At 57.8% G+C, this 14,641-nt stretch carries 11 protein-coding genes; 2 read left to right on the top strand and 9 right to left on the bottom strand.

The window, feature by feature from the left end:
• Nucleotides 1-224 precede the first annotated feature (224 nt).
• The 8 genes from AS156_RS44650 to AS156_RS19720 all read right to left on the bottom strand — a co-directional run bounded on the left by AS156_RS44650 (nt 225) and on the right by AS156_RS19720 (nt 10,600).
• The gene (locus AS156_RS44650) at nt 225-554 is read right to left on the bottom strand and encodes a nucleoside-triphosphatase (protein ID WP_245312973.1); all 330 of its coding nucleotides are present in this window, start codon (nt 552-554) and stop codon (nt 225-227) included.
• 238 nt (nt 555-792) lie between these two features.
• Nucleotides 793-1,608 carry an indole-3-glycerol phosphate synthase TrpC gene (gene trpC / locus AS156_RS19755; RefSeq protein ID WP_066507775.1) on the bottom strand — a complete coding sequence of 272 codons (816 nt, stop codon included), beginning with the start codon at nt 1,606-1,608 and terminating at the stop codon, nt 793-795.
• 3 nt (nt 1,609-1,611) lie between these two features.
• Nucleotides 1,612-2,637 (bottom strand): anthranilate phosphoribosyltransferase, encoded by a 1,026-nt coding sequence (gene trpD / locus AS156_RS19750; RefSeq protein ID WP_066507774.1) that lies wholly within the window; start codon nt 2,635-2,637, stop codon nt 1,612-1,614.
• Nucleotides 2,638-3,409: 772 nt separating this feature from the next.
• Complete coding sequence (locus tag AS156_RS19745; protein WP_066507773.1) at nt 3,410-5,017, bottom strand: acyl-CoA carboxylase subunit beta; 1,608 nt, start codon at nt 5,015-5,017, stop codon at nt 3,410-3,412.
• A 1-nt stretch (nt 5,018) separates the two neighbouring features.
• On the bottom strand, nt 5,019-5,522 hold the full coding sequence (locus AS156_RS42930) for an acyl-CoA carboxylase biotin carboxyl carrier protein subunit (RefSeq protein ID WP_066507772.1): 504 nt from the start codon (nt 5,520-5,522) through the stop codon (nt 5,019-5,021).
• 1 nt (nt 5,523) lies between these two features.
• A complete protein-coding gene (locus AS156_RS19735; RefSeq protein WP_066507768.1) occupies nt 5,524-6,993 on the bottom strand; it encodes an acetyl-CoA carboxylase biotin carboxylase subunit in 1,470 nt (489 codons plus the stop codon).
• 909 nt (nt 6,994-7,902) lie between these two features.
• On the bottom strand, nt 7,903-8,247 hold the full coding sequence (locus AS156_RS42220) for a hypothetical protein (RefSeq protein WP_136626321.1): 345 nt from the start codon (nt 8,245-8,247) through the stop codon (nt 7,903-7,905).
• Between the two features lie 1,474 nt (nt 8,248-9,721).
• Entirely contained in the window at nt 9,722-10,600 is an 879-nt protein-coding gene (locus AS156_RS19720) for a LysR family transcriptional regulator (RefSeq protein WP_066507764.1), read from the bottom strand.
• 261 nt (nt 10,601-10,861) lie between these two features.
• On the opposite strand from AS156_RS19720, the gene AS156_RS40960 reads away from it, so the two are divergent.
• Entirely contained in the window at nt 10,862-11,128 is a 267-nt protein-coding gene (locus AS156_RS40960; protein WP_082747613.1) for a cold-shock protein, read from the top strand.
• Nucleotides 11,129-11,893: 765 nt separating this feature from the next.
• Here AS156_RS40960 and AS156_RS42215 read toward each other — a convergent pair.
• A complete protein-coding gene (locus AS156_RS42215) occupies nt 11,894-12,265 on the bottom strand; it encodes a hypothetical protein (protein WP_136626319.1) in 372 nt (123 codons plus the stop codon).
• Nucleotides 12,266-12,809: 544 nt separating this feature from the next.
• On the opposite strand from AS156_RS42215, the gene AS156_RS19710 reads away from it, so the two are divergent.
• Nucleotides 12,810-14,144: a DUF3422 family protein gene (locus AS156_RS19710; protein ID WP_066507760.1), complete on the top strand. Its 1,335-nt coding sequence runs from the start codon at nt 12,810-12,812 to the stop codon at nt 14,142-14,144.
• The last annotated feature ends 497 nt before the right edge of the window (nt 14,145-14,641 follow it).

The raw sequence follows: 14,641 nt of genomic DNA, 5'->3' as shown, positions 1-14,641 counted from the left end.
CTCGCCGCATCGCGCCGAACCGCGCTCGACCGCCGCAGTCTCAAGAACCTCGCCATTTCCCGCTCGCTGCACGAAATCCTTACCGTAAAGCGCTTTCAGAACCCGCGACCGCGATCGGCACCGGTTGCCTGAAAGACGTCGGAAGGCACCCGGACGCCGGCTGGCGTCGATTTCCATAGTGTCGAGCGGATTCCGCGTCTCCCTGTCGTAGGGCATCAGGGCCTCTATTGCATTCTGACAACGTTGAGAACGCGCTTTTTAGCGGCGAGAAGATGGTGATCGAGCGTCGCGTGCAGCACACCGCGCAACTCCGGCGGGATCGATGCGTCTGTGTCGATCAGTTCTCGAAATTTGCGAACGATGCGTTCTATCTGTGCGATTGAATCCAACACTTCCATCGTTGGTGAGGCCGTCATTGATTGAATCCATTGACGCTCGCGCGTGATGCTGAGAATGTTGGCCTCGCCAACAGTGTATTGATGGCCCGATTGCCGCAGCGGAGATTGCGAGCTGGTAGCGATCCATGGCCAGGCGAGCCTCGCCTGATACGCCAAGCTCGTTGCTCCGCCCCGGCGGGGGCGCTGTAATGAGGCATACAGCACAACCACCTCCCACGCGTGCCGATTGCGGCCCACGGGTGGATTGAAAGCGAGTGGTACCTCAGGGGTGGCCTGATTGGATGCCATGAACTAGCGAGTTCTGAGTCGTCTATAGAGCTGCCGCGGCACCTTGATGCCGTTTGCGATGAGAATTCGAAGCTATTACGGCCTCGTTGAGTGGGTTTGCCAGTCATCAGTGCCATCCGGTCCCAATCGATGCAGCGCGCAGCAGCAGTTGGCTCGCCGCGGTGACATCGGCTTGTCTCATCAGGCTCTCGCCGACCAGGAAAGTGGATATGCCAACGCGTGAAAGCCTGGCGAGATCGTTGGGCCCGAGGATGCCGCTTTCAGCGACAATCAGACGGTCCTTTGGAATGAACGGAGCCAGAGCCTCGCTGGTTGCAAGCGTCGTCTCAAAAGTGCGCAAATTTCGGTTGTTGATGCCGATCATCGGCGAGCGAAGGGTGAGAGCACGCTCGAGTTCCGCGCCGTTATGGATTTCGACCAGCACGTCCATGCCATGGGTCAGGGCGGCAGCTTCGATCTCCCGGGCAGCGCCGTCATCTAGCGCGGCCATGATGATCAGGATGCAATCGGCGCCATGGGCGCGCGCCTCAACAACCTGATAGGTGTCGAACATGAAATCCTTCCGCAGCGCCGGAAGAGCCGTCTGCGCGCGTGCGGCGGCCATGAACTCGAGATGCCCCTGGAAGGACGGCGTGTCCGTCAATACCGAGAGGCAGGCCGCACCGCCCGCCTCATAGGCGCTCGCAAGTGAAGGCGCATCAAAATCGGCGCGAATGCTGCCCTTGGAGGGGGAGGCCTTCTTGATCTCAGCAATCAGAGCGTACTCACGTGCGGCGTGTCTAGCGCGGATCGCGCTGACGAAGCCGCGCGGAGGGGGGGCAAGACGCGCGAGCGCCTCGACGTCTGGCAACGGCAACGAGCGCTTAGCAGCCGCAATTTCCTGACGCTTGTAGGCTTCGATCTTGGTCAGAATGTCGGACATCGGTCAGCTCGGCGGCCGGACGTTGGAGACTGTGATTAGGTGCGCCAATCGCGCCGCCGCGGCACCGCTATCGAGCGATTTCTGTCCAAGCATGACGCCATCTTTCAAGGTCGTGACCCGGCCAGCCACAATCAATGCAGCCGCCGCATTTACAAGAGCGACATCGCGGTAGGGGCCTGGCGCACCATCAAGCACGCGTTGCAGTGCCACCGCATTGGCATCGGCATTGCCGCCCTTCAGCGCCTCGGTGCTGCAACGAGGCAGCCCAGCCTCTTCCGGTGTCACTTCGAACGTACGGATCGTACCCGCCTCAAGTGCGGCAACGAAGGTAGGCCCGGCGAGGGTGATCTCATCTAGTCCGTCCGAGCCATGCACCACCCACACCGACTCGGCGCCGAGGTTCTTCAACGCCTGAGCCAAAGGCTGCACCCATTGACGTGAAAATACTCCGACGATCTGCCGCTTGACGCCTGCCGGATTGGAGAGCGGTCCGATTAGATTGAAGATGGTGCGGGCTCCAAGTGCGGTTCGGATCCGGCTGACGCGCTGCATCGCCGGATGATGAGTTGGCGCAAACATGAAGCCGATGCCGGCTTCGTGCACGCAACGACTAACGTCTTCAGGCTTGAGATCAATCTTCACGCCGAGACAGGCCAAGACGTCCGCGGCGCCTGATCGTGAGGATACCGCGCGGTTGCCATGCTTTGCCACGGGAACGCCTGCGCCGGCAACGATGAAGGACGCGCACGTCGATACGTTGACCGAGCTTGAGGCGTCGCCGCCCGTGCCGACAATGTCTACAGGGTCGGGTGGCGCACTGACTCGCAGCATTTTAGTCCGCATCGCGGACGCCGCGCCGGTGACTTCTTCTACCGTTTCACCACGCACGCGCATTGCCATCAACAGACCGCCGATCTGCGAGGGCGTCGCTTGCCCCGACATCATGCTGTCGAAGGCAAGGGCAGTTTCGTCGCGGGTCAGAGTGGCGCCGGTGGCGACTTTGCCAATGATCGATCTAAGGACGTCCATCGTGCGCTACAGCGCTCCGTTTCGTTGATAATCGCAGCCGAGGTGGGCGGAGAGGTGAGATCGCAGACCGAGATACAATGTGTGTTGCCTCCACGACGGCTGACGACCTTGCATCACACGTGGCTCGACAAGTATCAAAGCCGTCCTTGTCTCGGGGGCGGTTGTTCTTCGCGCATGCCTGTAGAAACTTCATCGCGTTTTCAACCATGTTTCATCTCAAACTGCGCCGGACTTAGATGGATTCGTCTCTACCCTGTACGGGTCTTCGGGACGCTCCTTGTCCGACTGCGAGTACACATGAAATCCTCCAAGGTTTCAGGCCCGGACTCGAGCCGAATGGGCATCGCACCCATATTGGCGTTGCAGCCGAGCAACCGTCCCTTGGCGTAGTGAAGCCACTGTGACCCGTTGGCTTGATCATAGGGGGGGCTTGATCCTAGCGTTCTTTGCAAGCCTACAACCTGACGCTACGTGGGATTCAAGCCCCATTCCCGTCTGCCCCGAAAGCATTGATTCATCGGCTCCTGAGCCGTCAGGCCGAGCCATGCAATGTGCCAATACACCCGCTGTCCGCAGTATCGCCAGTGCCAGCAGTCCAAACTTGCAAGCTTACCATAACAGTCGAGGCAGGATGGCGGCGCGAATGACATTGCGGCTGATCCGGCGCCGACGTTTCGAGCGGCGTCGTCCAAGCGGATGGCGGGACTTGCTATCAGTGAATTCTGGCTCCGGGCGGCGGAGGGCAAATTCACACGGCCGTTGGGTCCTCCTCCTACATTCGGAAGACGCCGTAATGCGGCGCTGCGATCGGAGCGTTTAGCGAAGCACTCAACACGATTGCGAGGGCGCTTCGGGTGTCGACGGGATCAAGAATGCCGTCGTCCCAGATTTCGGAAGTAGCATAGTAAGCGCTCGATCGCTCCCGATACTCTTGGAGAATCGGTTCGCGTATGGTTGCCAATTCTTGATCGGACAAGCGGCCGCCCTCACGGGCCAATTGTCTCGCCTTGACATGGGTGAGAACGCCCGCAGCTTGCTCGGCGCCCATCGCTGAAATTTCTGATTGTGGCCAGGTAAAGACAAAGCGAGGATCAAAAGCGCGTCCGGCCATAGCGTATGTGCCTGCGCCGTGAGAGCCGTTGCAAATGACCGTGAACTTGGGCACCGATGCGCTGGACACAGCCATGATCAGCTTGGCGCCATGCTTGGTGATGCCTTGCCGCTCGTATTCGCGGCCGACCATGAACCCCGTAACATTCTGCAGGAAAAGAAGGGGCGTCCGGTTCTTGTCGCACAATTGGATAAAATGAGCGCCTTTAAGTGCGCTATCGCCGAACAGCACACCATTGTTCGCAAGGATCCCTATTTGATATCCATGAAGCCGCGCAAAGCCACACACCAGAGACGTGCCATAGCGCTGTTGGAATTCATGGAACCGGCTGCCATCGACAAGGCGAGCAATGATCTGTCGCATGTCGAATTGCACCCGAGTGTCTTTGGGAATGATACCGTACAGCTCGGACTCATCGTATGATGGCGGCTCCGGAGCCGCTCGGTCGATCAGGGTCTTCTCGGGACGATGGAAGCGGGCGACGATGTCTCGGGCGATTGCAATCGCATGCATCTCGGAGCTTGCCAAATAATCGCTCGTGCCAGATACGCTCGTATGCATATTTGCGCCGCCGAGCTCTTCGACCGACACATTTTCGCCGGTGGCCGCTTTTACGACCGGCGGACCGCCAAGAAAAATCGCTCCTGTGCCTTCTACAATTATATTGTATTCGCTAAGCGCAGGGACGTAGGCGCCGCCAGCCGTGCAATGGCCCATGGCGATCGCGACTTGCGGCACTCCCATCTTGGAGAGAATGGATTGATTACGGAGGATTCGGCCCGCGTAGTAGCGATCCGCGAAGAACTCCGCTTGCAAAGGTAGGAAGCCACCGGCACAGTCGCACAGGTGGATGACCGGCAAACGGTTCTCGATCGCTATGTCCAACGCCCGCACGATCTTCTTAACAGAGAGCGGATACCATGCACCGCTCTTCACGCTGGCGTCATCCGCGTGAACAATCACCTCGCGTCCCGCGACGATGCCGATGCCGACGACCTGCGCTGCGCCAGGCACCTCGCCGTCGTAGGCCTTGTTAGCGGCCAAGGTCGAAAGCTCGAGGAACGGAGTTTCAGGGTCGAGCAAGGTCTCGATCCGGTCACGAACAAACAGCTTGTTTTGACGGCGCAGTCGCTGAAGTTCTCGCTCGGGTCGATGAAATCGAGCAGAACGTTGTCGCTCCTTCAGTTCGGCTGCAAGCCGCCTGTTGTGGAGCTCGTTGTGTCGAAATACCTGTGAGTTGACGTCCACCACAGAAGCGATCCTCTGCATGTCAACGTCCTTCCTTCGAAAGCGTGACCAGCGCGGCGTCGCGCTCGAAGCTCTCGCCTTCTTTGAAGTGAATTCGGTCGACCACGCCATCCTGCGGAGAGCGTATAATGGTCTCCAGCTTCATGCTCTCAATCATCATAAGCGCCATGCCAGCGGTGACGGATTGGCCGGGCGAGACCGTGGTCGTGACGACCACGCCCGGCATTGGCGCGCGGGCCACTAGGGAACTGGCTTCTTGGCTCACGGACGCCAGCGTTTGCAAGGGATCGCGATAACGTAACGTGCGCGTCCTGCCACGGATGTGCACGTGAATCATGTCGCCGTCGATGACGAACCTGACCGGCTCGCTCTCGCCGGCAATGTTCAAGATGCCGCTACTGTTGCTATGATGCGCGAATCCGACCGGCGCAATCACTTGGTCGCGTAAGTGCAGGCGGTAGTCCCGCCGGGACGCTGAAAGCCATACCTGATGATCTACGCCGTCAATCTCGAAGCAGTGATACACGTCAATTCCTCCAGCTGCCCAGTGCAGCATGAAGCGGGGGAACAGCGTCGGCCGATTCACGAACTGGCTTCGTCAGAAGCGCGGCTGAAGCCAGAAATGCGGATAAACCGAAAGAAAAATTGTCCGCTGCGATGTGTGGATGTTCCTCAAGGTATCCGGTATGGATCTCTCCTGCGAGGAATGCCTCGTCGGCGAGTATGCGCGCGAGAAAGCTTGCATTCGTCTCGCATCCGAGCAGAATCATCTCACGGATCGCGCGATGCGCCTTCAGCGCCGACTCTCCCCGCGTTTGCGCGTGCGCGATGATCTTGGCGAGCATGGGATCGAACGCCGTCGTGATGTTTTGGCCTTGCAAGATGCCGCTGTCGATCCTGACGCCATCGGGGTACTCGAGAAGAAGGACTTTGCCGGTCGTCGGTGCGTATCCACGTTCGGGAGCTTCCGCGTACAATCTGATCTCGATTGCATGCCCATGCGAGACGATGTCTGACTGCGAAAATCCAAGCGCTCGGCCGGCGGCAGCATGGATTTGTTCGGCAACAAGATCGACGCCCGTAATCAACTCGGTTACCGGATGCTCAACCTGTAGGCGGGCATTCATCTCAAGAAAGTAGAACTCTCCAGCGCAGAAAATGAACTCCACGGTGCCGGCATTTTGATAGTTGGCGGCACGGGCGATGCCAACCGCCGTCTCGCAGATCCGTTGTCGCAACTGGGGTGATAGTGCTGGCGAGGGCGTCTCCTCAATGATCTTCTGGAAGCGGCGTTGCACTGAGCACTCGCGCTCAAAGAGGTGGACGACGTTTCCGAAGCGGTCGCCGAGTACTTGCACCTCGATATGACGCGGTCTTTCGATGTATCGTTCGACGTATACGCGCCTATCCCCAAAATACCGCTGACCTTCACGACGTGACTGTTCAATCGCATCTTCCAGACAATCAAGGTCGCGCACAATCCGCATGCCCTTGCCGCCACCGCCCCCCGATGGTTTTACCAGCAAAGGGGCTCCAATAGCCCGCGCCCTAACAACGAACCCCTCAGGATCATCTTCGTCGACCGCCGATGGCGCGACCGGAAAGCCGTTGCACTGAACGAATTTGCGGGCCCGGATCTTGTCGCCCATTAGTTCTATAGTTTCGGGTGCCGGTCCGATAAATGCTATGCCGGCCTTCCTTACTGCCCTGGCGAACTCCGCATTCTCGGAGAGAAAGCCGTAACCCGGATGCAGCGCGTCAGCGCGAGCCTTGTGCGCGGCAGTGACAATTTGCGCGATGTCCAGATAGGCTGCGATGGGTGAGAGACCGCTGATTTCAATCGCTGTATCCGCCATGGAGATGGCTGGAGTGTTCGAATCGATCTCGTGGTAGACAACTGCAGAACGAAGCCCAAGCTTGCGCAGTGTCTTGATGATCCGTACGGCAATCTCGCCCCTGTTGGCGACTAGTACTGTATCAAACGGTGGTGTGTGCATTTGCCTCTGTCCGAGTAACACCTGAAGAAGGCGTTCCGTGGGTGGCCGTCGGTTTTGCGCCTCTCGACTGCCTCCTCTAACTCGGCCGCTGACATGAGAAATCCGCCGTTACCGCTACTGCGGTGCGCGCTGGCGAATAGGCTCCGGCCGGTACCGATTAAGGAGGGTGGTTGTCCTATTTCGAATCGACTTTGCCTTTGTCACTATCCCGGACCGATATTACGTACCGACATTGCTTACTCAAGTTCGCCTGCTTGGCTCTGAGACAGGCAGTGATTGCGGTGCGGTCAGGTATGTGGCTGCTACACAAGCGAAACACGTCGTCGATGCAGGCCTCTTTCTCCTCGGTCGTAGGAGGTTGGTCGCGCGCAAACGCCCGCTCAGGACATAGAGCGGTCGTCGCAACAAAGAGAGCAGTTGCAAGCCGGTGGACCTGGAAGAGCGAAAACCAATGTGTTCCTTGCGTTTGATTCATGATGTCCTCCATCGTATTCCGTTATCTGGTCTGTTGTTTCTGCGCAGGGTGTGGTCATGACCTGCCTACCGGAAGCAGGCAGAGACCGAAGGATCAATGGGTGCAGAAGCGCGCGTTCGTGTCTGCTAACTCAACACTGCACTAGTCATGTCCATGCGACGGTGTTGACATGAGCCGTTGTACAACCGGCCGCTCAATTTGAGCGTCCTGCGGCGCCGCAGCTAAACTGACCAGGCAGGCGAGCTACGAGGGTTAAATGACTGTGCAATTGGCGTTCTCATTGGCAGGATATCTCGAGGTCTGGCCTGGGTTGCGACGTGGCCGGGTCGCCCTGCCGGGAGCCAGCAGGTCGGCAGGCGACCGATGAGCCCGTAGTCGCCACGCGAAATGACATTCTTGTGGCCCGGGCGAGACGCAAAGTAGCGGTGAAGCGTTCAGAAGCGAACGACATTGGATGTGTCGCCAAGATCGCACGCGACCGAGAATAGCGAACCATCGAGGAGCGATGCGTCCGAACCATGGCTGGTGAAGGCCCATGGTTTAATCGCCCAGTCGTTTGAATAACTGCGCACGCCATCTGCAATGCAAGGTGTTCCATCCTTCATCGCAGGCCCAGACGCGCTGAGGAGAGAGCGGCGTACCTCGATTTGGACTTGCTCGCCGGCGTTCGGTCGCGGCTTGACTGTCATGTCATCCGGTGCGCAGGGCATTCCGAGTTCGGTATAATGCTTGAGAACCGCGGCTGACTGTCGCAACGCAAGTGTGGAATTTTGAGACATTTGCAGTTCCCATTACCTGTCAGTCAGCTTTTTCGTGTGTCGGAGGTCGTCCTAACTTGTCGAAGACCGTACAATCTCACGCTACGTACGATTCAAGTCCCTCGTTGAAGGAGCCTGTGAATTATCGAGCTCGCAGATCCGAGCGCAGGCGCAAATACAAGGCGAGTCCCCGTCCGACTGAAGATCTCCGCTCACGTTGATGATCCGCAAGCACGTATGATCTGCGGTATCGCAAGCGTTCACCTACTTGTGCGAGAAAGTCGGAAGCTTGCGTGATCCGCTGCGATCAATTGCGCGTCGCGGTACTCGCCGGCAGGGTCTTCCGCTTCGGAGAATAGAAGCGCAAGCTGACAGCAAAGCGATGTTGGGAGCATGGCGATGCGAGCGGCAGCGTGGTCGGGTTTCGCGGGTGCGGCTTACGTATATATACGGAGATCGGGTGTCGCATTCCCTTGATCTATGGATTGCATGTTGGCGCCATGAACTTGAAGAGTAAACTCTGCGATGCCAACCATTGGCGAGGTCGTGCGGAAGCAACGCGAACCAAAGCGGAATCCTTGGCGTTCGGAAAGTCGAGAGATCGGCTTCTCAAGATTGCCGAGGAATACGATAAGCTGGCTCGACGTGCCCAAGAGTGGCAATCGAACGGAAGCGACGGCGAGCCAGAGTCCAGTCAGCACTTCTAATGCTCGTCGCTTCTTAGAAAACCGCTCGCCGGCAGGAGTTCCTGAGTCCAACGCTTGGCTAGGATATTCTGGTCCGGCCTGAGCTCCGAGCTCCGTGGTGCGTAAGGAGTTGGTGCCGCCGTCGGAATCCGAGCGGGCTGCCGCGGTCAGGCGAATGAACGGCAGCTTTAGTCAGGCATGACATTTGCTTGAGTACCAGGGAGCGTTGAGACGATCCGCTGCTTGTGAATCGTCGAGACAGCCCTGTGTCGCAGCAACGCTCCAACTGACCCGGCGCACGTTGTCCCCAGCAAGGTGCGTCGGGTTTCCATCTTCTCAGCCGAGGAGAACAGTGAGTTTCGCTTGGATGCCATCGTTTGGTGAGAGGTGGGATATCTGCCGATCTCCGAGCGAAAAGTAACGGTGCTTACACTTTTGTCGGAGCTGAGACTGCGCGCCAATCCAAGCTGGGGTCGGCTAGAGGCAGGTGACCGGAAGGCGGCGGTACGGCGAATGGAGGCGGAGCAGAAAGCAGAGCCCGTTACCGAGACCTCGCCGATGGTAAACATTGCCATTGCGGTTGAGCGTACACGAACTGATGCTGGAACATACGGGTCGGCTGGCCTTGGCAAGGCCGGCCTTTAGCAGCAGCATCGAGGCCGGCCAGGGGCGTTGCCTGCCGTTGCAGATTCCCCCGCGTTAGCGCGAACCCGGGTAGTCCTGGCACCGCCTCCTACACCGAACGCGCCGCTTTTGCTCATTGTCGCCCACGGCTGTCACGATGCACCCGGTCATTAATGATCCCAGAGTCAATTGCCGAGCGCGGATTTACCTCGTGGGTCGGGAATGTGGTCGTCGAATATCCCTTTGATCCGTTTTACAAGTCTGGTCGCAACGTCACCACGCAGTCCTGGCCTCGCACATAGGACGGCTCGCAGATCAGACAATTGAGGCAAATAGTAGTCGGGCGATTCAATCAAGTCGTCCGGGACGGAGAAGGAAGGCAGTGCGGTCAAACCGATGCCAAGACGTACGGCCGTCAACCTCACTAGGTAGTCAGAGGTGTGAAGAACAACCTTGTACGCCGATCCCATTCTGTCCAATGGTCCGATCATCCAATCTTGGCCAGGAAGCGTTATTATTGGGATAGGAGCGCCCGGACTGAGAACAAAATCGGGCGAGCGAACCCAGATAGCCGGGAATGCTCGCTGTTCACGTACGGTCTTTGCAAGGTCAGCATCGACATGAGGAGCGAAAATGAAAGCTACGTCTATGTAGCCTTCGATCAAACCCTTGCGAATGGCACCAGATTGATCAACATGTATAGACAAATCCGAAAGATCGCTCTTCCCTGCGCGCTCGAAAAGCCTTTGAGCAAAAAGGCTGCTTAGGCCAATGCGATGAAGGGATGCGTTCTCATCGCCTCCAAGCCTGAGCATCTGGTCGTTCGCGTTGAGTATTATCCGTGCCTGCTGGAGGGCAAGTTTGCCCAAGTCGGTGAAGGTGGTACCATTCGCGGTTTTGATGAACAGTTGCCCGCCAATAAGCCCCTGTAATCGCTTAACTTGAGCGCTCACGGCGGGCTGACTGAGTCCGAGCTTGGTTGCGGCTTTCGACAAGCTGCCCATCTCGGCTATGGCCACAATAGTGCGGATTGCTTCAATTGGAATGTTTAGTGCTCGGAGCATTCTTTAGCGCAACGTGAAGACGAACTGTATCGGCTCTAAAGTGGTAGCCTCAGTATCATACGCGGCCAGCAAAGCACGACCAGATTTCGGGTAAAGTGGCTGCTGACAGAAAAAGATATGTACGTAACGTACATATCGCGTCTTCAATTCGCCTGTTGGACAGTACCTCGATCTGTCCGATAGGACTGACCAACCTCAAGCTTGCTTGCCCTCGGAATTGTTCTTCCGGTTGTCAGCTTGAGCAATGAAGTGGGACGCCATATGGCGAAGGGTCTAGTCAAGGCGTTCAATACAACCAAGGGCTATGGCTTTGTCACCCCGGATGAAGGGGGGCGGATATTTTTGTGCATGCGAACGCCCTGGAGAAAGCCAAGTTATGGGAGCCTTCCGTTGGGTGCTCGGGTGAGCTTCGACACGGTGATAAGCCGAGACGGAAAAGTGCGTGCGGAAAATCTGCGCCTTCTGTCACCCAATGCATGTTGCAGCAATTTCTCAAAGTCCTGGCTTGAAGATGACGCTTACGTTTGAGCTAGGCAGATGCAAGCCAAAGAGAGGACCTAACAACGCGGCCGCGGGATAACGCCGTTCTCGCGTAAAGTATGGGAAAAATCGAACGGGAAGCGCGGATTGTCGTCGTCGTGATCAAGGCAAAGGTGGGTGCACCATTTGAATGTAGGCGCCTGCCATGCAGGAGTCTCGTCGGCGTACTCACGCAAGAACAGGTCCGTTGATCGAACGCTTCAGCTTGATGCTGGGTCCTCCGCCAGCGCCCAATCAGGCCGGCACTGAGTGCTTCTGTTTGCGTAACAATGCCAACTCTGCACCGCCTTTGACGTCGCCAAACCCGATAGGGCGTCATAAATCGTCGCGGCCTGGAGCGGCTCAGCGGCACGTTAACCGGTGACGTATCTCGGATTGGCCGTTCCTGCGGAACTTTCTACCGCGCCCTGCCTGTGCGCAGGCTTGCCTCTTCGGCGCGGCGCCACGTCGATCACGATAATATCGCGACGAGCCAGCAGATCCCGGCCCAAAGGAGCGCATTAAGAAGAAGCGCTGCAAGCGGCCAGAAGTTCCAGGCTCTCTGCGCCTGTGGAGCTCTAGCACCTGGCGTCCGAGCGGCTTTGTCATTCTCGAACATGGCATGTTTTGAAGTCCGCCAATGTGTCATCCGTACACCTTCTCGCATGCGCTAGTCGGCTGAGCGATGGCGGGGGTCGCTGCAAAACGTCACCAAGCCGGACGAACATCTGCTCGATGCCGGCGATCATGGCAAGGACAGCAGCATACCGCCTCTCAGCTCGAACGTTTCCAGCTGAGCAATCGGCGTGCCACCGGCGAGAACTGCTGCGCATCTCCCGCGACGAGAAGACCATGTTTGCCAGCGCGTGCGGGAACGATTTGGCGAGCCGTCAGGTCCCTGCATCGACGTCTAGAATCGGGCTTGGCCGGTACAATGCAGGCCGGCTCCAGCACCCATACGCCAGCGTTTTGTTTAGAAATCCGCTCATTACGCTGTTTCGCGCCCCATACGCCGCGAAGTCCGCAAACATTGAGACAGCCCATCTGCCGTACCAGCCCGTCGTCATCGAGCAGTCGGCTCCATTGATTGGCATCATCAGACGCTGCGACGTTTGTCAGCTTCGCGCCACGCACAGCGTCGGGCATCGCACCGCGGCGTGGCTCTAAACCTCACGTCATTTTTTCTTTCGTCAGATATTCCAGGACCCTGTTGCAAGCCTCCTCGACTTTGTCGAATTGTCCGACGCGTTGGCAGCGGCTAGACGCGGTCAGCTTGCTCTAGTGGCCAGTCTGATATGCTGTACGCAGCCTTGCGCGCTGCGGTCAAAAGGTGCGCGCGTTAAGCCAGAAACCCGTCGCCGCCTTCAAAATCGACATAGCAACGAAAGCGAATGTCACTGGCCCAAATCCTGCAACGCTTTCGCGCGCCAGCAAGCTGGCGTTGCAACAGGGTGGGAGTCGTATTTGAGCCTCGACGTGTCGATCGATAATGCAGTATGCGTCGCGGTCCTAATTTCCAGCCTTGATAGTGCTCTCGCAGGGGAACTTTCACGAGCCGAAGGTGACCTCTGTGTTGATCGTTGACGCAATTTCGATCTGCGGACGGCGCGCCCGTTTTCCGTGTGCCAATGCCGCTTGTATCGAGGCTGCTCACCGTTGCTTGCTCATTTCTGAAGCGAGGCGTCAGTACATGCTCGACCAATTGGACTTGGGGACCTTCAAGTTGCATCCGCAACGCGACGCCGTGCTCAATGAAGTGCACGCGCGCCCTTTCACGCGCCTTGTCGCGCCATTCAGTGTGATTCACTTCGCCTTCCTTGCGCAGGACGAAGCGGCCGCCAGCGATCGCCACCGCTTTGTCGATTTCTGCCAGCAGCACAATCTGTCACCGCCCGAACCTTCGGCGAAACATCATCAGATCGTGATCGGACCTGCTATGCTACGCTGGGAGCAGCATTCGGAATTTGCGACGTTCACCTGGATCTGGAGTGCCGCAAATGGTCCTGAGGCTCGTCAATTCGAGGAAGTTGATGGAACCGTTCAATCGTTGATCCGCGCCTTGCGGCAAGCCGGACCATTACTGGTCGCAAACAAGTTGGAAGTAGAGCAGGGGATCTCGCCGACCAAACGCGCTGAACAGCTTTTTGACAAGAGCAGCCTCGCTATGGTTGCCACAAAGGGGGCCACGGGCGTTGTGGCCTCAGACTTTCGCGTGGACTCAAGGGGCTTCTCCAGGATCCTTGTCTGCGACCTTGGGTTGAAACCGCAAGATCTCGGCGCGTTGGTCCAGCGGGTCCTGGAAATCGAGACTTACCGTCCCTTGGCGCTGCTTGGACTGTCAGCGGCCATTGAGCTTGCGCCGTCCGTCGACCGCATCGATCGTCGTCTTGTTGAGGCGCTGGAAGAAATGCAGGGCTCAGAGGGGCTGCAATTCAACAACCATCTGCTTGCCGAACTGACGGCGCTGGCCGCCTCGTTCGAAAGGGGCGCGACAGGCAGCCTGTTTCGCTTTGGCGCAAGTAGAGCTTACAATGAGCTGGTCCAATCGCGACTGTCGATCATTGAAGGCAGCGATGTCGCGGGTTATCCGACCTGGTCGTCCTTCCTGGCGCGGCGGATGGCGCCAGCGATGCGGACCTGCGCAACTGTGGAGGACCGTCAGGCGAGTCTGTCGGTCAAGCTGGCGCGCGCGGCCGATCTGTTGCGAACCCGCGTCGATGTCGAGATCGAGCAACAGAATCGTGATCTTCTGCACGCGATTAGCGAGCGTACGAGACAGCAACTTCGGCTGCAGTGCACGGTTGAGGGATTATCGGTGGCGGCGATAGGATACTATGTAGTCAGCCTGTTCGGTTACCTCGCGAAGGGGGCGCAAGACGTCGGACTGCGTGTAGACTCCTCTTTTCTAACCGCAATCTTCGTGCCAATCGCGGTCGGCGTGATCTGGATCGTGAGTTACAATGTTCGAAAGCGGCACCTCAAGCACGACAACATATCCTCAGTGGCGGGCCAACGAACTTCCTAGGGTGAGGTTACGGTGGATACCTCACGAAATTCGCAGATCGTCTCAACAATCGCGTTCATTGAATCGATCTCCACTTAAAGACGTAGCGTAGTTCGAACCATGTCTGGTTCATGTGGCCACATAGATGACTCATTGGCATTGTTACAGGCTGCGGAGAGCAGCGAGGGCTGATGGACGAAAATGCTAAGTGGAGAGCCGGTATTGGACAACGTCGGCTTTGGGGATCCTCGATCGCTGAAAGCGTTAGCTGGTTCGCCCTGCTACGATGGAAAACACACTGACGAAGAACCGGCTTGAGCATATCGATTCTCGACGTATCAGCGATCAACGAATCTGGTGACGCAGACCTCATATGCTGGTGCGTCTTCACGAGCGCTGAACGCGCGCGACGATAAGCGGCGGTTTGCAAACGAGGCAAGCGACCCGCCCGCGCTCGTCCGCTGCCTACGCCGGACAGAGGGGCTCGCTTAAACGTAAGCGTAGCCGCCATCGATGGA

This window comes from Bradyrhizobium macuxiense (assembly GCF_001542415.1).
Taxonomy (GTDB): domain Bacteria; phylum Pseudomonadota; class Alphaproteobacteria; order Rhizobiales; family Xanthobacteraceae; genus Bradyrhizobium; species Bradyrhizobium macuxiense.
This window is presented reverse-complemented; position numbering and strand designations above follow the sequence as displayed.

Excerpts from the sequence above, each read along its gene's own strand:
- trpC (WP_066507775.1), bottom strand. The coding sequence starts at position 1,608 with ATGTCCGACATTCTGACCAAGATCGAAGCCTACAAGCGTCAGGAAATT.
- trpD (WP_066507774.1), bottom strand. The coding sequence starts at position 2,637 with ATGGACGTCCTTAGATCGATCATTGGCAAAGTCGCCACCGGCGCCACT.
- AS156_RS19745 (WP_066507773.1), bottom strand. The coding sequence starts at position 5,017 with ATGCAGAGGATCGCTTCTGTGGTGGACGTCAACTCACAGGTATTTCGA.
- AS156_RS19735 (WP_066507768.1), bottom strand. The coding sequence starts at position 6,993 with ATGCACACACCACCGTTTGATACAGTACTAGTCGCCAACAGGGGCGAG.
- AS156_RS42220 (WP_136626321.1), bottom strand. The coding sequence starts at position 8,247 with ATGTCTCAAAATTCCACACTTGCGTTGCGACAGTCAGCCGCGGTTCTC.
- AS156_RS19720 (WP_066507764.1), bottom strand. The coding sequence starts at position 10,600 with ATGCTCCGAGCACTAAACATTCCAATTGAAGCAATCCGCACTATTGTG.
- AS156_RS40960 (WP_082747613.1), top strand. The coding sequence starts at position 10,862 with ATGGCGAAGGGTCTAGTCAAGGCGTTCAATACAACCAAGGGCTATGGC.
- AS156_RS42215 (WP_136626319.1), bottom strand. The coding sequence starts at position 12,265 with ATGCCCGACGCTGTGCGTGGCGCGAAGCTGACAAACGTCGCAGCGTCT.
- AS156_RS19710 (WP_066507760.1), top strand. The coding sequence starts at position 12,810 with ATGCTCGACCAATTGGACTTGGGGACCTTCAAGTTGCATCCGCAACGC.